This is a genomic window from Arsenicibacter rosenii, from assembly GCF_001870735.1.
Classification (GTDB): Bacteria; Bacteroidota; Bacteroidia; order Cytophagales; family Spirosomataceae; genus Arsenicibacter; species Arsenicibacter rosenii.
Map to the genome: position 1 here is coordinate 443080 of NZ_MORL01000003.1, position 16939 is coordinate 460018.

18 protein-coding genes are annotated in these 16939 nt (G+C 52.2%); 8 read left to right on the plus strand and 10 right to left on the minus strand.

What is annotated here, in order from left to right; genetic code table 11:
• Positions 1-2: 2 nt before the first annotated feature.
• Positions 3-1571, minus strand: a complete 1569-nt coding sequence (locus BLX24_RS08715) for a trehalase family glycosidase (protein WP_083421881.1) — start codon at positions 1569-1571, stop codon at positions 3-5.
• 89 nt (positions 1572-1660) lie between these two features.
• On the opposite strand from BLX24_RS08715, the gene BLX24_RS08720 reads away from it, so the two are divergent.
• A complete protein-coding gene (locus BLX24_RS08720) occupies positions 1661-2083 on the plus strand; it encodes a nuclear transport factor 2 family protein (protein ID WP_071502811.1) in 423 nt (140 codons plus the stop codon).
• A gap of 317 nt (positions 2084-2400) precedes the next feature.
• Here the strand turns inward: BLX24_RS08720 and BLX24_RS08725 are convergent, their stop codons facing one another.
• From BLX24_RS08725 to BLX24_RS08735, 3 genes are all read right to left on the minus strand, one after another.
• A complete protein-coding gene (locus BLX24_RS08725) occupies positions 2401-2919 on the minus strand; it encodes an acyl-CoA thioesterase (RefSeq protein WP_071502713.1) in 519 nt (172 codons plus the stop codon).
• 115 nt (positions 2920-3034) lie between these two features.
• Positions 3035-3757, minus strand: coding sequence for a head GIN domain-containing protein (locus BLX24_RS08730; protein ID WP_071502714.1), 723 nt, complete (start codon positions 3755-3757; stop codon positions 3035-3037).
• A gap of 58 nt (positions 3758-3815) precedes the next feature.
• Positions 3816-4910 (minus strand): Gfo/Idh/MocA family protein, encoded by a 1095-nt coding sequence (locus BLX24_RS08735; protein ID WP_071502715.1) that lies wholly within the window; start codon positions 4908-4910, stop codon positions 3816-3818.
• Positions 4911-5201: 291 nt separating this feature from the next.
• Between BLX24_RS08735 and BLX24_RS08740 the strand changes: the two genes are divergently transcribed.
• The 3 genes from BLX24_RS08740 to BLX24_RS08750 are packed head-to-tail and all read left to right on the plus strand — an operon-like array spanning position 5202 to position 7589.
• The gene (locus tag BLX24_RS08740) at positions 5202-5759 is read left to right on the plus strand and encodes an RNA polymerase sigma factor (RefSeq protein ID WP_071502716.1); all 558 of its coding nucleotides are present in this window, start codon (positions 5202-5204) and stop codon (positions 5757-5759) included.
• On the plus strand, positions 5731-6480 hold the full coding sequence (locus BLX24_RS08745) for a hypothetical protein (protein ID WP_143092617.1): 750 nt from the start codon (positions 5731-5733) through the stop codon (positions 6478-6480). The genes BLX24_RS08740 and BLX24_RS08745 overlap by 29 nt, the downstream gene beginning before the upstream one ends.
• A gap of 5 nt (positions 6481-6485) precedes the next feature.
• Positions 6486-7589 carry a hypothetical protein gene (locus BLX24_RS08750; RefSeq protein WP_071502718.1) on the plus strand — a complete coding sequence of 368 codons (1104 nt, stop codon included), beginning with the start codon at positions 6486-6488 and terminating at the stop codon, positions 7587-7589.
• Positions 7590-7914: 325 nt separating this feature from the next.
• On the opposite strand, the gene BLX24_RS08755 is transcribed toward BLX24_RS08750, so the two are convergent.
• Positions 7915-9111: a molybdopterin molybdotransferase MoeA gene (locus BLX24_RS08755; protein ID WP_071502719.1), complete on the minus strand. Its 1197-nt coding sequence runs from the start codon at positions 9109-9111 to the stop codon at positions 7915-7917.
• A 67-nt stretch (positions 9112-9178) separates the two neighbouring features.
• On the opposite strand from BLX24_RS08755, the gene moaC reads away from it, so the two are divergent.
• On the plus strand, positions 9179-9655 hold the full coding sequence (moaC, locus tag BLX24_RS08760; RefSeq protein WP_071502720.1) for a cyclic pyranopterin monophosphate synthase MoaC: 477 nt from the start codon (positions 9179-9181) through the stop codon (positions 9653-9655).
• A 13-nt stretch (positions 9656-9668) separates the two neighbouring features.
• Here moaC and BLX24_RS08765 read toward each other — a convergent pair whose 3' ends face one another.
• Positions 9669-12029 carry an ABC transporter permease gene (locus BLX24_RS08765; RefSeq protein WP_071502721.1) on the minus strand — a complete coding sequence of 787 codons (2361 nt, stop codon included), beginning with the start codon at positions 12027-12029 and terminating at the stop codon, positions 9669-9671.
• A 247-nt stretch (positions 12030-12276) separates the two neighbouring features.
• Between BLX24_RS08765 and BLX24_RS08770 the strand changes: the two genes are divergently transcribed.
• Positions 12277-12885 (plus strand): DUF6992 family protein, encoded by a 609-nt coding sequence (locus tag BLX24_RS08770; RefSeq protein ID WP_071502722.1) that lies wholly within the window; start codon positions 12277-12279, stop codon positions 12883-12885.
• On the opposite strand, the gene BLX24_RS08775 is transcribed toward BLX24_RS08770, so the two are convergent.
• The gene (locus tag BLX24_RS08775) at positions 12882-13715 is read right to left on the minus strand and encodes a hypothetical protein (protein ID WP_143092618.1); all 834 of its coding nucleotides are present in this window, start codon (positions 13713-13715) and stop codon (positions 12882-12884) included. The two genes, BLX24_RS08770 and BLX24_RS08775, sit on opposite strands and share 4 nt — an antisense overlap.
• Before the next feature lie 46 nt (positions 13716-13761).
• On the opposite strand from BLX24_RS08775, the gene BLX24_RS08780 reads away from it, so the two are divergent.
• On the plus strand, positions 13762-14247 hold the full coding sequence (locus BLX24_RS08780; protein ID WP_071502724.1) for a nucleoside deaminase: 486 nt from the start codon (positions 13762-13764) through the stop codon (positions 14245-14247).
• Between the two features lie 71 nt (positions 14248-14318).
• A complete protein-coding gene (locus BLX24_RS08785) occupies positions 14319-14981 on the plus strand; it encodes a thiamine diphosphokinase (protein WP_071502725.1) in 663 nt (220 codons plus the stop codon).
• Here the strand turns inward: BLX24_RS08785 and BLX24_RS32100 are convergent.
• Genes BLX24_RS32100 through BLX24_RS08795 form a run of 3 tightly spaced genes read right to left on the minus strand, consistent with a single transcriptional unit; the run spans position 14885 to position 16916 of the window.
• The gene (locus BLX24_RS32100; RefSeq protein WP_143092619.1) at positions 14885-15373 is read right to left on the minus strand and encodes a hypothetical protein; all 489 of its coding nucleotides are present in this window, start codon (positions 15371-15373) and stop codon (positions 14885-14887) included. The genes BLX24_RS08785 and BLX24_RS32100 overlap by 97 nt on opposite strands.
• Positions 15374-15421: 48 nt before the next feature.
• Positions 15422-16081 (minus strand): hypothetical protein, encoded by a 660-nt coding sequence (locus tag BLX24_RS08790; RefSeq protein ID WP_143092620.1) that lies wholly within the window; start codon positions 16079-16081, stop codon positions 15422-15424.
• Positions 16062-16916 carry an Rpn family recombination-promoting nuclease/putative transposase gene (locus BLX24_RS08795; RefSeq protein ID WP_071502727.1) on the minus strand — a complete coding sequence of 285 codons (855 nt, stop codon included), beginning with the start codon at positions 16914-16916 and terminating at the stop codon, positions 16062-16064. Before BLX24_RS08795 ends, BLX24_RS08790 begins: the two co-directional genes overlap by 20 nt.
• Between the last annotated feature and the right edge of the window lie 23 nt (positions 16917-16939).

Genomic DNA, 16939 nt, shown 5'->3' on the forward strand with positions numbered 1-16939 from the left:
TGTCAGTTATTCTTCAGCATCCACAACAATACACCATTGGACGGGCCGTAGGGCACCGTATTAACCGGTTTATTTAACTGAGAAACAAGGTTGTTGGTCGACAGCAGGTAGCCGTTTGCCTTAAATACGCGGAGGTTGTCCGAAACCCAGTTGAGTTTGATCTGGTCGGCCAGGGTGCTTTCGCCGTATTGCCGGAGCCCCCGGATGGCCAGCCATTGTAGTCCGGCCCGGGCATAGGGCGCATCCCACGGCTGACCCGAAACGGTCAGGCTCGTCACCAGTCCGCCCGGCTTCAGAAAATCGCGTTTCAGCAAGGCAGCTACCTGCTGCGCCTGCTCACGGGTTGCGGCCCGGAACGCCAGCGGATACACGGCCGCTAATGAATTGACAGGCGTCGATTTCTGGGTGATCAGGTCATAATCGCAGAAAAATGCCCGGCGCGGATTCCAGCAATACCGCTGAATGGCATTATAGCGCTGACGGGCCAGTTCCAGGTACTGTTGGGCCTGTTTCTTATTGCCTTTCAGCCGGTAGGCATCCGAAAGCGTGACTTCCAGATGAAACAACAGACTGTTTAAATCGACCGGAATAATCGTTGTTGTCTGAATCGTACGCGGGGTCTTGCCATCTTTCAGCCAGCGGCTGCTGCCCTCCCAGCCCGATTCGGCCGCCGCCCGGATATCGCGGTAGATCTCCGTTTCAGGCCGCCCTTTTTTGAACAGGCCCGGCCGCTGACCAGCCACGGCAATATCCTCTTTGTAGGCTTCCGGCCGTGGTGTATCCCGGTCATCGTAGTACCGGTTCAGGTAGATCGTCGACGACAGCCGGACCACCCGCCGTTCGGCCTGGCCGTTCTGTGCCAGCTTTTCCTTACCCGCCATCCAGTAATCGTACTCTTTCTGCAGATACGGCAGGTAGTTAATCAGCGACCGGCGGCCCTGAATTTCGCTCAGCAAACTCACCATCAGCGCATAAACCGGCGGCTGCGAACGGCTCAGGTAGTACGTACGGTTACCGGCCGGTATGTAGCCATAGCGATTAATCAGATAGCTGAAATTATCTACCATGTTCCGCAGCATAGCCACCTGCGTAACACCCGATGCCTGTAAGCCCAGCATGGTAAAAAAGCTTTGCCAGTAGCCCATATCCTGCCCCGAAGCCTCCAGAGCCATATACGGCTTCGGTAACGGGATCAGGGTAGTTTGCTGTTTTGACGAAACCGGTTGCCGCACCAGCAGTTTCCATTGCTCCTCCAGCGATTTCTGCACCGAGGCCTCAGGGTCGCGGGTCAGTGGTACCGACGGCAGGACGGGTACTATAAAATGCTGGTCGACAAACGCTTTCAGGTCGAAATCACGCTGCCGGCTTTTTTGTTCGTAGTTCGATAAAATAGTAGTGATTGGAAAACGGGGCGTACAATCCGGGAACGTCTTCGAATCGGTGAATACCCCTTTTCGTTGCACATTGTCCAGCAGCTTGCCGTACTGTCGTTCAACATCGATCTGTGCAAAGCCCTGGTGCGTCGCCGAAAAAGCGAATAAAAAAAGAAAACTGACAAAGCGAATGGTCATCGAGTAGTAATTTGCGTTGAGTAACTTACCCATCCGGGGCAACCTGTTGCCGGATGACTACCCCGAACAACGTTTTAAAACCAGTAACCATGAAATTTATCCTTACTTTCTTATTAAGCGTCTGCTTCCACTTACTCTATGCCCAGTCGGCCGACGAAAAAGCCCTGATCGCTACCGAAAAAGAACGGTTTAACGCCCAGATTACCCGCGACCCGAATGTACTCGATAAAGTCCTGGCCGATGACCTGGTCTACACCCATTCCAGCGGTCAGGTCGATTCTAAACAGTCGTTTATCCAGTCTATTAAGGAGGCTAAAATGGTCTATGAACAGATTAATGTGGAAGAGCAGAAGGTGCGGATTTATGGCAGGATTGCCGTGGTAAACGGTGTTTGTACGATCAAGGCCATTAACAACGGTCAGCCTATGAACCTGAAGCTGCGCTATACAGATGCGTACAAACGCAAAGGCAAACAATGGCAGCTGATCACGTGGCAATCGCTGCGGATTTAGCCTTCTCAGAAAAAAGGGCGACCATAACGTTCAGCATCCTGCATAAAAAGGGCTTACCTTGTAGGGGTTTTGAAAAGTAAGGACTTGGCTGGATCCGAACGCCATGTACCCCACCCCAACCCCTCCCCTTGAAATAAGGAGAGGGGCGTTAGAGCTCTGAAACGTATCCCTTCTCCTGTTTTCAGGCCGGGCCGACGATTCGGGAGGGGCAGGGGTGAGGTAAAACACGACTAAAACCCCTACAAGCTTAGCGCAAAAAGGGCGACCACGTGGGGTCGCCCGTACATAATCATAAATCATAAATAACTATAGAAGCATCACTCGGCCAGGAGCAGGGCACGGAGTTCGGTAGCGTCCTGCGGCTTCATGCGGCCGGCCAGCACCAGCCGCAGCTGACGGCGGCGCAGGGCACTGTCGTACCGGTCTTTTTCCTCCGGTGTTTCAGCAATAACGGCGGGCACTTCAATCGGCCGGCCGGTCTGGTCAACGGCGACGAAGGTGTAATAGGCACTGTTGGTGCTCACCCGGATACCCGCCGGAATATCTTCGGCCCAAACTTCAATAAATACTTCCATCGAGGAGTTGAACGCCCGCGTTACCTGTGCTTTCATCGTAACAATGTTGCCCAGCCGGATCGGTTCGGCAAACGACACGTTATCGACCGAGGCGGTAACAACAATGCGGTTCGAGTGTTTCTGCGCCGCAATGGCCGCGGCAATGTCCATCCAGTGGAGCAATCGCCCCCCCATCAGGTTATTGAGTGTATTGGTATCATTGGGCAGAACCATCTCTGTCATGATGGTCTGCGACTCGTGAGCGTATTTAGGCTGCGGCATTCGTAAGTTGATGATTTGGCTGCAAATATACGCCTTTCCGGCTACTCACCTAAGCCGAAGGGGCCTGACTGCATTGCAGTCAGGCCCCTTCATGTATCAGTAAACAGCAGGCGTGTTACGCGTCCTTACGTACCGAACTGGCACCGGATGTGTTAGCGCTGACCGACGCACTGCCCCGATAGCGTACCGAGCTGGCTCCGCTGGCATCAATGCTCAGTTTCTCGCTGGCATTAACGCGTACGCCGCTGGCACCCGATACTTCCAGCTGCACCTTTTTCGACTGTAAATCAAAGGCTTTCACCGTAGTTGCGCCCGAAATATCGCCTGTTATCTGATCGGCACGCCCAATCAGATTAACGGTTGACGCTCCTGAAAAATCCACCTCAATTTTGTCAGCATCCAGTTCAATGGTCGATGTCGACGCACCGGAAACCTCAACTGACATGTTGCCCTGGTTTTTGAAGCCCCGTACATCCGACGTTGACGCTCCTGAGAAATCAATCCCTTGCAGCGACGGCATCGTGATGTCAAACGTTACCCGTTTGCGGTTGCGGTTCCATTTCGAGCCATAGTGAATGTCGAGCGTTTTGCCTTTCACCTGTGCTTCCAGCTCATCCAGATCCTGCTTGCGGCCGGTGGCCTTCACGCTGTAGCTGCTACCCTGTTTTACGTGGATAACAAAAGCACTGCCCATATCCAGCCGGTCGAAGCCGTTGACGGAGAATGTGCGTGTTTCTTCATCCTGCACAGTTTTATTCGTAAATGAAGCGCTGGCCAGGCCGGCAGCAACTGTCAGCGCAAGGCCGAATGCGACGAAACGAGATTGTAAATTTTTCATGTTCTTAGTACCGTTTTGCGTAAAGATGCATGAATTTACGGCCACGTTGCATGGGGTCTTAAAGATTTATCCGCTTTCCGGTTCTGGCCGATTCGTAGATGGCCCGCACCAGCCGGATGTCGCGCAGTCCCTCCTCGCCCGGCACCAGCATCGGCTTGTTGTCCATGATGGCACGGGCGTCGTCGTCCATCTGCCGGATTTGCTGCCCCGGCTGATCGTACGGGTGATTGATGATGCCGAGCGGACTGCTGCCCTTCACGCCCGCGTAGGCCGAATAAGGCTCCATTTTGATATCGCCTTTGTCGCAGCTGATGGTCAGGAAATTGGAATTTTCGCCGAAGCTGGTTTTGATGTCGGCCAGCACCCCGCCCTTAAATTCAAGCTGAGCGGTGGTCGTTTCATCCAGGCCGTTTTTGTAGATTTCCGGCCGGGTGGTTGAGGTAGTTGCCGACACGATAGCAATGGGTTCCATACCCGTACCGATCCGTGCGCCCTGGATAGCGTACACGCCCATGTCGTAGAGCACGCCCCCACCCATTTCCCGCTTTTGTTTCCAGTGGTCGGTGCGGTTATCGCGGTAGGCCGCCGTGCAGGCTACTTTTTTCACATTGCCGAGCTGTTTTTCGCGGATAATTTTGCGGTATTCCTGCGTGTTGGGCTCGTGGTGCAGCCGGTAGCCGATGGCCAGTTTCCGTTTGTTTTTACGGGCGGCATCAATCATGGCCTGACACTCTTCAGGCGTCATCGCCATTGGTTTCTCGCACCACACGTGTTTTCCGGCATTAGCTGCCCGCACAACATACTCCTTGTGCATCGACGGCGGCAGGACCACATACACCACGTCGATGTCCGGATTATTCGCGATCTGATCGAAGGTGTCGTAGTTGTAAATGTTCTTGTCAGGAATGTTAAACTTCTTTTTCCAGGCCTCTGCCTTTGCCGGTGTACCGGTCACGATACCGGCCAGGTAGCAGTTTTTGGTTTGTTGCAGGGCCGGTGCCAGCAGGTCGGTGCTGTAATAGCCCAGGCCGACGAGGGCAATGCCCAGGCGTTCTTTTTTGGGTGCTGTTGCCGACAGCAGTACGTTGGGCGAAAACAAGGCCGTCGCCGTGCCCATCAGCGAGGTCTGGAGGAAAATCCGACGTGAAAACATACGATATAAAAGGGTTTAGCTAGTGGGGTCAACACGTCTCTAAATTAGCATTCTCTCCGCAAATACCGTAAAGAATATTAGTCTGTGCGATGCCGCCCGTTAGTGCTTATATGAAAAACGGGTTTAGTTATACCCTTGTAAGCATGCCCTTTATCCTGTTTTTACTCGTTCTGACGGTCTGTTTTCGATGGCTGAAATAAAGGCTTTTTTCTAACGACAAACTTTTTTTCCGCCCTCAGGCAACCTTTGTACACACTTTTGTATTTCTATCGCTGAAACAACCGGTAACTCATGCTCTCACAACTCATCGAACAATGCCAGCGCGGGAATACATTCGCTCAACGGCGCTTGTACGACTTGTATGAGAGCCGGTTATACCGGATTAGTTTACGGTATGTGCAGAACGAACCGGTGGCCGAAGAAGTGATGATGAACGCGTTTCTAAAAATGTTCCGCAGCCTCGACACCTTCACCTATCGGGACGAAAACAGCTTTGACGCCTGGCTGCGGCGCATCGTTGTCAATGAAGCCCTACAGCACCTGCGTGCTACCCGTAGCCTGCCCGTTTTCCGCGATGATGACAGCGTAACCGCCAGCGTTCCGGATCAGGCATTACCGGACAGCGGACTCGAAGCGGAACAAATCTATGCCCTTATCCGGGCGTTACCGACAGGCTACCGTACCGTTTTTAATTTGTATGCCATCGAAGGGTATACCCATCAGGAAATTGCGCAGCAGCTGAATATTTCAGAAAACACGTCAAAATCTCAGTTAAGCAAAGCCCGGGCGCTCCTGCAAAACTGGTTATCCGTACAAGGTTATGAACAATATGTCCGGCGAACATCTTGACCGCAACATCCGGCAGGCCCTGGATTCGGTTTCGCATACCCTGCCGCCTGATACGTCGTATACGCTGGGGCGGGGATGGGATCGTATCCGTACGGAATTGGCGGCGGATACGCCCAAACCGGTACCGGCGCACCGGCGGTTATGGTGGCGGGTCGCAGCCATCATCCTGTTCGGGTTTGGTGCCGGCATAACAGGCTTATACCTGCTACCCGTACAGAACGGCAAAACCGCTCATTCGTCCCCTGAAAGCCATGCTCCGCTGGTGTCGCAACAGGTTGACGCACCGGACAAGCTACCGGCTAAACCAGATGCTCCCGACAGGCCACGGCCTGACATTCAGCGGCAACCACCCCTGGCCACTAAACCGGCAACACCACCCGACACACTGACGAAAGACGGAATCACAGCTACTGAGGCCCGTCCGCAGCTAGCAGCAAGTCCGGAAACTGTGCCTGAAAAACCGGATACTGTATCGGAAAAACCGGTCGATACCCATGTGATAACAGCTGTCATCAACCATAAACCCGTGGCGAAAAAGCGTCGGTTCGCGGTCATTCATGAGAATGAGCTGCCGCTTGCCGAAGAAGCCCACCGCATACGCTACAGCGTCGGTGAAAAACCGGAACGACTCGTACGGATCGGTTCCGGAGCATTCGATGCGTATCCGTCCAATCAAACACCCGCAACACTTTCAGTGCCGTTAAACCGAAAAACTCCCTGATTACCATGCGCTTACTTTTGTTTTTATCCTTGCTCCTGCCAGGCATTGCCGGGACGGCTATGGCCCAGCGGTTCGACTCGCACATTACCAGAGCCAATAATAAAGCCCGTTTTGACGGCACAAGCCGCATCGAAATTGACCTGGGCCAGCACAATGCAGTCATCATCGGATTCAGCCAGTTAAGTCAGGTGGAAGCCCATAAAAATATCGACAGTGTCCTGCGCCTCTTTTTGCCTGACTACCGGAAAATTGCCGATAGTACACAAGACCCACTGCAAGCCGCCTTTATTCATTACCGGCTTGGCGATATCAGTCGTACAATTGAATCACGGACAACACCGGCTACGTCGGCCACCTTTCGGTTCATGACGGGTAAGGAAGCGCCCTCTCTGGTCAGAACGCGTCAGGATACCATCCAGATCGTCTGGTCAGCCAGTCCTGTGAAGCAGCCTTATTACGATTTCAGCATTTATCTGTTGCTCAACACCTTAAGCGATCTTGAGGGTATTTTACAACAAGGGGGCGTCAACCGGAGAGTGGAGGAAACCATTAATCTGGCAAAGCAGTACAAAGGCCATGACCTGACCAACCCACGCATGTCATTCGACCTGCAATACAAGGAAGAAAGCGGTGTCGGCAGGCACAATTTTATCAATCCGGGCTCTAAACACCAGCCGTTCCTGAGCTTTCAGCCCGGCATTGGGGCAGGACTGATCCGGAATCAGTTAGTACCATCCTTCAACCTGGACGTTCAACTGATTCCAAGCCGGCTGCATACGGTTGGTTACTCGGTTGGTTATTCGTCAAACTTCTTTTTTGCCAATGCTGCCGATAACCGTATTCAAACCCTCCGGAATGATTTTCTGAGTGTGGGTCTGGCCTTTTACGGCCACAATCAGGGACGCCCGACAACCGCGTTTACCCGTCAGATTGCCGCTTTTTCAATTGGTTTTCCGGTTCACCGCAGCGGGCCTTACTTTCAGGCAAATACCATTAAGCTGAGCGGTACCTTATTCCACAAAGGCTTTTTCAAGGTACAGCCGGAAATATACATGAATGGCTTTTTCAAAAACGTCTATCCGGGTCTGAAAATCGGTTTTGGGTTGTAAGCTTGTAAAAATCTGGCTTGCGACTGACAGAAAATGTCATGCTCAAGCACTAATCTTATAATGGTTTGGCCCGAATTCCCTAACCCCAAACTTCAGTTTGGGGCCTCTGGCAAGCCTCTCGAACGACCTGGCCCGGCCTCGCTACAGGTCTTGCTGTCAAGCATAACATTCGTGCTTCGATATCATCGCCATGCCTGTTTTCAGAGACTATCCGTCAGCGACCCTGAGCTAAAGCACAGGGTTAGTTCAGGAAGGAAAACTCTCACAAGATCAGAACGTTAGTTTGGGACCGGAAAAGCTAGTCAAATCCTTACAAAGCGCCTACCTAAAACCGCCAGACCGGCAGCGCCTCGCCCCGGGCAAAGTATGACTGATCGGCGGGGAGTTCGAGAAAGGCGTCGGCATCCATCAGGTTGGCAAAATCGCCGGAACCGCTGCCCGGCAATGGCTCAGCCGTCGTTTGACCGTCGGTAGCAACAGAGAGGCGAACCGGCAGAAAGAACGTCAGGGCCGGTTTAAAGGTGAAGTCACGAGCCAGGGCCGCGGTCAATGCCGGTGCCGCAGGTAAGCCCACCGATGCCCGCAGGTGCGGCACAATGTAGCGGTACACACACATGGTGGTCGAGACCGGATTGCCCGGCAAGGCAAACACAACCTGCTGATCGCCGGCCGTTGACCCAAACCACAGCGGTTTGCCTGGCCGCTGGGCAACCTGATGGAAATGCCGCTGCACGCCCAGGACCGTCAACACGTCCGGCACAAAATCGGCCTTGCCGGCCGACACGCCGCCGCTCAGAATCAGCAAATCATTATCGGCCAGCAACCGGCCTAGTTCCTCTGTCAGGGTCTGCCGGTCGTCGTGAATATGGTGGAGCGATGCCTGAATACCCAACCCCGCCAACACCGCACGGATCATCCAGGTATTGGACTGCCGGATCTGGTGCGGCAACGGTGTTTCACTGACACCCACCAGCTCGTCGCCGGTCGAGATCAGGGCCACCCTTGGCAAACGGGTGGTTTGCACCGTTGCCTTCCCCACCGTAGCCGCCACGGCAATGTGGGCGGGCAGCAATACCTGCCCCGCCGGAATCAGCACATCGCCTGCCCGGCGGTCAACGCCTTGCCGGTGAATGTTCTGGCCCGAAGTAAGTTCATCGACCAGAATCGTCGCCTGCCCATCGGCGGTTTTGATATCCTCATACCGGATCACGGTATCGGCCCCGACCGGCAGCATGGCTCCGGTCATCACTTCCCAACAGGCGTCGGGCTGTTGCAGGGTCTGCTGTGGCTGACCGGCAAACTGCGTTCCTTCAATCCGGAAGGTGCGTTGCCCGCCGGCAAAAGCCTCGTACCGGAACGCAATTCCGTCCATCGTCACGCGGTCAAACGGCGGGAAATCGCGGTCGGCCGTGACGGGCTCGCGCAACACACGACCGGTAGCGGCTTCCAGCGGAGTCGTTTCGGCCGGCAACCGGAGCAGGTGTGCCTGGATGGTGGCCGTAGCGTCAATTACAGAAATCATAGTATGTTTGTGTGCGTTCTATCGCAGGTTACGTTCGCTATCCAAAGGTTTTATTCCGCAAAGGTATATGAAAGATTTCTCGCATCTCGACGCACAAGGTAATCCGTCGATGGTTGATGTCGGCCAGAAGGCTGTTACTAAACGCACCGCCCGCGCCCGCAGCCTTGTTGTGTTGCCGGAAGAGGTGATGACACACCTCGAAAGCAACGACATTCAGACGAAGAAAGGCCCTGTTTTTCAGACGGCTATCATTGCCGGTACGATGGCCGCCAAACGCACAGACGAGCTCATCCCGCTCTGCCACTCGCTGGGTCTCGACAACTGCCGGATTACCATCACCACCGACGGCCACGACGCCATTGTCGACTGTACGGTCTCGACAGAGGGCAAAACCGGCGTTGAGATGGAAGCCCTGGTCGGGGCATCGGTGGCCGCCCTGACCATCTACGACATGTGCAAGGCGTTCTCGCATGACATCGTTATCAAGTCAACACAGCTCATGGAAAAATCCGGCGGCAAGCGTGATTTCAAGCGGGAAGCCTGATCGGGCCTCCCGCTTATTCTGCTTTTAAGGTTGTGGCCGGATTGGCCCGGGCGGCTACCCATGAAAAATACCATACAGCGCCTAAAGAAACGCTGATGACCAACAGGAGTAACAGACACATGGATAAATAACTCAGCCCGTCGTTGAATTTCATGTAGCTATTCATGTACAGCCCGATGGCGACGCCGATTGGCGTAGCAACGATTGTGGCAATAGCTAATAGTTTGATAAAATCAGTTGACATCAGCTTTATTATTTCGAACGTAGTAGCGCCGATCGTTTTCCGGATACTGATTTCCTTTCTGCGCTTTTCAAGGCTATAGGTAAGTATGCCTATTAAGCCCAGTATAGCGATTACAAAAATCACCATACTCTGCATGCCCATTAACTGCATGAAATCGTAGGGATAATAGCGTTCATACATATCGGTATCAAGCCATGACAGATTAACATCCTGACGGGGATTATATTTTCCCCACACTTCCTTTATGCGTGATTCGAGCAAATGCCGGTCATCGACAGGTGTTGTTCTCAAACACATGACGTTAAATAATGAGGGCTTATACTGAAAAATAACAGGCTCGGGTTCATGCTCGTAATCATAGTGACAGAAATTCGCAATAACGCCAGTTATGGTTGCAGAAAGTGTATCATTCACTATAACCATTTTGCCAACGGCTTCCTGCTCTGACCCTAACCTGAGTTTTTCGACGGCCTTTTGATTGACCAGAATGAAAGGAGACTCCTCTTCAGCATGGCTGACAGGCAGGTTTTTTCCCGCTATAATCGTTAGCCCCATGTTGCTGATAAAGTTATGATCTGCGGCATAGTACCAGGCGGTATTTGCTGTTTCATTCTTTGTTTTTTTCAGGCTGGCCTGCGCAGGCTTATTCCCGAAACTACGCGATGTATAGCCTGTTTGCTGCACCTCTTTCAGCGAATTAATCTCTTTAGCAAAGGGCTTATACCGGCTATTACTGAGGGCTATATTAAGGATATTCTCGCGCCGGTAATTTTCATTATCATTGGCCATATAGCTCAATTGATGATATGCATGACCAATAAAAAACAGATAGGCAAGAGCCACAGTAAACTGAGCAATGATTAACGATTTACGGAAACCTATTTTCCCGAAACCAGCCGGTAAAACGGTCCCTTTTAATACAGTAACCGGCTGAAATGAAGAGAGGATCAGACTTGGAGACACACCGGCAGCTATGCCCAACAGCAAATTAAATATGAAAAATAACAGGATAAGATACCCTGTATGATCGATCTCCCAGGTAAGCCATGAAATAGCCACATAACGTTTGATGAGCCAAAGCAACACCAAACCGATACCGAGTGCAATATAGGAGACTAATACAGACTCCGTCAGGAACTGAAAGACCAGTTGTATCCGTGTTGCACCGGCTACTTTTCTTACGCCTACCTCACGGCTTCGGTTCATTGATCTTGCCAGCGTAAGATTGATATAATTCAAGGACGCAAGCAGGATAATTAACAGCTGGAACGCGAAATTAAGATAGATACTCCTGACATCCTGAACATAAGGATCGTTCTCTAAAACATCCCTGGCCGGTGAAATATCCGCCAATGCCTGTGCTTTAAAATGTAGTTTAGTCCCTGTCGACCCATCAATCAACGTATTGACGTTAGCGGACATCGCAGCTAATTGCTCATTTATTTTAGCAATAGCCGTTCCTTCGGGAACTTTCAGAAAGGTATGTGCCTTCAGGTCAGACCAGTTTGTTTCTTTATTTTTATAAGTTGAGTAGCTGGCTATCGGCACAAAAACATCTGCTCTGAACTGTGTTTTTTGCTGATTAAATGGCTGTAATACACCAACAACCTTAAAACTGCCATAGGTCGGATGGTCCAGGATCTGGCCGACAGGATTTGCATCTTTAAAATACCATTGTGCCGTCTCGTCCGATAAAACAATCGTATTGGGTTCAATGGCATAAGTCCCTTTGGCTAACGGAAAAGTAAACAAATCAAAAAAAGACCGTTCGCAGTAAATTGCCTTTATATTCTTTGTTTTTATGCCGCTGCTTAGTACCCATCCTAAATCCCTGACCAGGGTTGTGGTTTTATCAAGACCAGCCAGATTTGCGCTGATGTAGGCACCTAACGGAATAGGGCTGGACGCCCAGTTTGTTATCGTACCATCGTTCGTTTTTTCATCCGTAATAACCCGCACAATCCGGTCACTATCCCGATGAAAATTATCGTATTCATAATAATTTACGATCTGGATTAACGCCATTAAAGCAGACGGAATAGCAAGGCTTAACCCGACAATATTGATAAAGGAAAACAGCTTATATTTCAGCAGATTTCGCCAGGCAATTTTAACGTAATTATAGAGCATAGACGTATATAGATTGAGTGTGTTGACTAACAGGATTTCTGATTAATCAAAAGATACGCTTCTCTGGCTATAACTACCCTGATTATGTGACATCTGGCGCAAATCATGTATAATTGGCTGCCTCGTCGGCAATACATCCTGAAGGCAGGCGATAAGCCGTTGTTAAGGCATTACGCTGTTAATCACCGAAAGCTGAAACACAACCAATTGTTCTGAGTTGTATGGTAGTAGCGTTAAACCAACTTGCATGACAACCCGAAGACGACTGTTGCTGGCCCTGGGCTCCTGGGTGGCCGGCTTCGCAGCACAGGCCCAGACAACACCCAAACCCATTGACTTACCGGAATTTACGCGCCAGCGGATGCAGCATCAACGCATCATCGGCCTGACGCTGGGTGGCTATGCACTGGCCAATATTGCCGCCAGCGGAATCGCCGCATCGCGGACGACGGGCGAAACCAGGTATTTCCACCGCATGGGCGTTTACTGGAACCTGGTTAACCTCGGGATTGCCGGCTTCGGGCTGTTGGGTGCGCGCAAACAGGCGGGGCAGGAATCGCTGGCAGAGGCCGTGAAGGAACACGAAAACATGAAACAGGTCCTGCTGCTCAACGCAGGCCTCGATGTTGCCTATCTGATGGGCGGGACTTACCTCATCGAACGTGCCAACCGGCCAACAGAAATTTCCCGTCGCGACCAGTTGCGTGGCTTCGGTAAAGCAGTCATTGTTCAGGGTGGTTTTCTGCTGGCTTTCGATGTGGTCAACTACCTGATTTTCAAAAACCGGGATAAACAGCAGCAACAGTTGATTCAGGCTACCGAACACGGCGTCGGCGTTGTGTTGCCTATCCGCTAATTGATGGCATACCGGCTCAGCGCCGCCATTTCGGCACGGACTTTAGCGGTCCACCCGGGTTGGCGGGTTGCATCGGCGTAGATGTCGCGGTCATACTCGTCCTGAAAACGTTCGTATTCCTTGATCAGCTCCCAATACAGTTTTTCGCCGTAGAGATTCCACGAGCGCATGTCCTTAATTTTCCCTTCGTAAGCTTTCCGGAGCTTGCGGGCAAAAAGCTCGGCAATGTCGAAGTGCAATTGCTCGTGCTGCAGCACCAGGTTGTTTTTTCCTTCGGGGCGCACCCACGAGAATTCGGCATTGAAATAAGTATACACCTCAGGGTCAACGCGGATTTTCCAGCCGGCTTTCACTTTGGGCAGCACCACAATCGAGCAGCGGGTTTCGGCCAGTGCCGTGGAGGCTTCGCGGATTCGCCCCTTGAAATTCTTCCACTGCAAAAGGCGGTCGGGGTGCCAGCTGATTTCCTTTTCATAGGGGGCCAGGTCCTTAAAGCGCAGGGCAATGGCCCGGATACGATGACAGGTGCTGAGTACGTTGGGGTACTTATGCTCGTAGATTTTCAGGGCATTAGCTCCCAGAATCCGTGCCTGGTTTCGGGCCAGATTCTTTACATCGTCGAAACTGCACCCCAGTGACAGACTGCCTTCCAAAACATTTACCTCTCCGATGCGTTCGGCTAAAGTAGAATCATAGGACTCATTCTCATCAAAGACCACGACCACGTCGTGTTCGGCCAATGGCGGGTACAGTTTGTTGACCGACGTGCTGATCTGTGGCGCACACGCCTGCAAACTACCCATGAGAAAAAGCCAAACTACCCGTTTCATTGTATTTTTGCGGCCTGATACGTTGTCCGCGTCAAAACTAAGCATTATGACTAACACTCATTCAACAGACGAATACTTTTTAAAACAAGCCATCGCCCTTGCCCGCTCTGGTATGCATGCCGGCAAAGGCGGCCCGTTCGGATGTGTTATCGTGAAAGACGGCCGGATTGTCGGGCAAGGCAGTAACGAAGTGACCATAACACAGGACCCGACGGCCCACGCCGAAGTGGTGGCCATCCGCAACGCCTGCCAACAGCTTGGTCATTTTCAACTGGATGGCTGCACCCTGTATACCTCCTGCGAACCATGCCCCATGTGTCTGGGAGCCATCTACTGGGCCCGTCCGGACCGCATTGTCTATGCCGCCGCCGATGTTGATGCTGCCGAAGCCGGGTTCGACGACCGGTTTATCTACGACGAACTGGAAAAAAAACATACCGAACGCCGTATTCCCATGAAACAGCTCCTGCGCGACGAAGCCCGCCAGGTCTTTGCCGAATGGCACGAAAAAGGCGACAAAACACTGTATTAATTAACCAATGGTGTTTGTGAAAAGGTGCTCCCTGCACTCAATCGCTCATTCACTCAATCACACAATTTACCATGTCCTCCCATCACATTGTCCGTGACAAACAGGAACCCGCGCTGCTGATTGCCAACGGCGAAGCCTGCGATCCTGAATTACTGGGCCAGTTGCTCGAATGGAGCCCGTTTGTGGTTGTGCTCGACCATGCCATCTGGCGGGTCTTCGAACTTGGCATTAAAGTCGACGTACTGCTTGGCGACTTCGACCGCGATGTTGATTTGGACGCCGTACGTGAACGCCAGTATCCGATTGACATCGTGCATGCCCCCGATCAGAACAAAACCGATCTCGAAAAAGGCATCGAATTATTGATTGAACGCGGCTTCCCGGCCGTAAACATCATCTGGGCCACCGGTCGGCGGGCCGATCATTCGATTACGAACATGACCAACATCGTTCGGTATAAACAGCGGATCAAAATGGTGCTGCACGATGATTATTCGCGCATTTTCCCGCTGGTCGGCACGTTTGAGAAGTGGTACGAAAAAGGCACTCCTATTTCCCTCATTCCGGTTGGAGTGGTTGACGGCATTGTGACGAGCGGACTGCTTTATAATCTCCACAACGAACGGCTGACCCTCGGCTACCGGACCGGCAACAGCAACGAATCAGCGGCAGACGGCTTTGTGCGGATTTCGGCCGGTGAAGGTGATTTACTGATTATGGAGTGCTGGGACTGAACCGGCGTGCGTTGCGGCCACAGCTGCGCCCAGCTGCATACGACCAGCAACAGCCAGTACGGTGTCAATACCCGTTGCCGGGCCGGTTGCAGTGCCAGCCAGCTCACAAACGCCAGTAGCCCCATAAACGTCATCGGAGCCATGGTACGGGCATCGGGCCCCTGAAACGGGCTGACACAACGAATGGCCACCAGGCAAATGGCATAGAAAAGGCCGGTTTGCAGAAAATAACGGGATAAAGGCGACGGCGATACCGGAGCAACGACCGGTGTTAGTTGCCAGGCCCGCCAACCGGCAAAACAAAGGCCAATCTGCACCAAAGCACCGGATAAAGGCCAACCAATTCCCTGCGAAGGTATCCAGTCCCGGACCAGCAGCAGTTCATTCATCATCGACTGGCCAAACACACGGATTAGTCCGGGCAGAGATTCGGTCGGCAGTCAGCGGGGGCCTCCGTATGGTGAGCCGGTCAGCGTGTTGTTCAGCCAGAAATAGCCCGCACACAGGATCAGGCCGGTAGCCGCTACCAGCCAGTCAATCAGCGGCCGGGTCCGGGATTTTTCAACCCTGTTCAGGACCGGTAGCATGAGCCACATGAACAGGCCCACATACCGGATCAGAAACAGCGCCAGCCCAAGGCAGATCAACCGGACAACCGCATGACCATTAGCTGATGTGCGATACCGGCTATACGCCCATACCCATTCTGCGAGCAGTACCAGAAACACCGTTTCGGACCAGGTATAGGCGGCAATCCGCAGAAACTGGCCCATCAGAAAAACGGAGGTCATCAGCGTTACCGTCAGGCGACTCACCCGTCGGGACCACACCCCGGCAAAGACCATGATCGCCAGCCCGTTTACCAGTTTCGACGCCCATAGGCCGGAGATGCCTGTCAATGTAGAAACGGCAGCAATCAGACCAGGGTAGCCTACCGGAAACGTACTTTCCCACCTGGCCCGGAACGTTGCCATACGCAGGTATACCCACGAATCGGGTGACGTAAAGTGATTGGGATTAATGAGGCAGAGAAGAATAAGCCAAAGCAGTATGAGGGCAATAACCGGCAGCCACAGGTTATCAACGCAATAACGTCTCAAGCGCCTGTTTCGTTAAGCCGGTCATATCAGCAATTTCGGCTGTCGTAAATCCCTTACTCAGAAGCTTTTGCGCCAGCACACGCTTTTCCTCCAGACGACCTTCTTCAAAACCTTCTTCACGGCCTTTCTGTTCGGCATCGCTTAGTAATGTTTTTTCCGTACTGACACTGTCCCAGTATTTGTCGTAGCTGAATAGTTCATCTTTTGTAAAACCGGATTCCTGTAAATAGCCGACGGCTTCCCGTAACTCGTCCACCTCCAGTAAATCCGGAGATACCGTTTCGCTGTTGTCTTCAATTTCGGTCAGATACCGCAACCAAAGTACCTGCAATTTCTTATCACGGATGTGCTGTGCCCTGAATTTCGGCAGCTCTACAAAAATAAACTGAAGTCCTTCCAGCGTACGCTCCGGATACTGCGTATGAACGATCTGGTAATGATGATAAAAAGCAGGCAGCTCTTTCTCAAATACCTCATTCACAAGACTTAACGCATACACCGGATGTAAGCCACGGTATTCTTTGCCTTTATCCAGCTGCTGTACATACGCTTTTGAAGCATTGAACAGTACGCGGCTCTTAAAGCTATCGGTCCACAACAACTGCATTTCCACAATAAACTGACGCCCTTTATTGTCCCGGCAACGGACATCCACAATGGAGTGTTTGAGCAGCGGTACGGGCGGTACCATTTCCGGAGACAGGTATTCAAGGGATTCAATCCACTCACCTTCCGGCAGGGGCAGTAAGGCATTCAGAAAGCTGCGCAGCAGATGCGGATGGGTGCCAAAGACTTTTTTAAACGTCAGATCGTTTTTCGGATCAAGGTAACGCATGTTTTTTACAGTTTAGTTAACGG

What these genes read in the sequence shown, in the direction of transcription:
- BLX24_RS08715 (WP_083421881.1), bottom strand. Translation starts at nt 1,571, where the DNA reads ATGACCATTCGCTTTGTCAGTTTTCTTTTTTTATTCGCTTTTTCGGCG.
- BLX24_RS08720 (WP_071502811.1), top strand. Translation starts at nt 1,661, where the DNA reads ATGAAATTTATCCTTACTTTCTTATTAAGCGTCTGCTTCCACTTACTC.
- BLX24_RS08725 (WP_071502713.1), bottom strand. Translation starts at nt 2,919, where the DNA reads ATGCCGCAGCCTAAATACGCTCACGAGTCGCAGACCATCATGACAGAG.
- BLX24_RS08730 (WP_071502714.1), bottom strand. Translation starts at nt 3,757, where the DNA reads ATGAAAAATTTACAATCTCGTTTCGTCGCATTCGGCCTTGCGCTGACA.
- BLX24_RS08735 (WP_071502715.1), bottom strand. Translation starts at nt 4,910, where the DNA reads ATGTTTTCACGTCGGATTTTCCTCCAGACCTCGCTGATGGGCACGGCG.
- BLX24_RS08740 (WP_071502716.1), top strand. Translation starts at nt 5,202, where the DNA reads ATGCTCTCACAACTCATCGAACAATGCCAGCGCGGGAATACATTCGCT.
- BLX24_RS08745 (WP_143092617.1), top strand. Translation starts at nt 5,731, where the DNA reads ATGAACAATATGTCCGGCGAACATCTTGACCGCAACATCCGGCAGGCC.
- BLX24_RS08750 (WP_071502718.1), top strand. Translation starts at nt 6,486, where the DNA reads ATGCGCTTACTTTTGTTTTTATCCTTGCTCCTGCCAGGCATTGCCGGG.
- BLX24_RS08755 (WP_071502719.1), bottom strand. Translation starts at nt 9,111, where the DNA reads ATGATTTCTGTAATTGACGCTACGGCCACCATCCAGGCACACCTGCTC.
- moaC (WP_071502720.1), top strand. Translation starts at nt 9,179, where the DNA reads ATGAAAGATTTCTCGCATCTCGACGCACAAGGTAATCCGTCGATGGTT.
- BLX24_RS08765 (WP_071502721.1), bottom strand. Translation starts at nt 12,029, where the DNA reads ATGCTCTATAATTACGTTAAAATTGCCTGGCGAAATCTGCTGAAATAT.
- BLX24_RS08770 (WP_071502722.1), top strand. Translation starts at nt 12,277, where the DNA reads ATGACAACCCGAAGACGACTGTTGCTGGCCCTGGGCTCCTGGGTGGCC.
- BLX24_RS08775 (WP_143092618.1), bottom strand. Translation starts at nt 13,715, where the DNA reads ATGAAACGGGTAGTTTGGCTTTTTCTCATGGGTAGTTTGCAGGCGTGT.
- BLX24_RS08780 (WP_071502724.1), top strand. Translation starts at nt 13,762, where the DNA reads ATGACTAACACTCATTCAACAGACGAATACTTTTTAAAACAAGCCATC.
- BLX24_RS08785 (WP_071502725.1), top strand. Translation starts at nt 14,319, where the DNA reads ATGTCCTCCCATCACATTGTCCGTGACAAACAGGAACCCGCGCTGCTG.
- BLX24_RS32100 (WP_143092619.1), bottom strand. Translation starts at nt 15,373, where the DNA reads ATGATGAATGAACTGCTGCTGGTCCGGGACTGGATACCTTCGCAGGGA.
- BLX24_RS08795 (WP_071502727.1), bottom strand. Translation starts at nt 16,916, where the DNA reads ATGCGTTACCTTGATCCGAAAAACGATCTGACGTTTAAAAAAGTCTTT.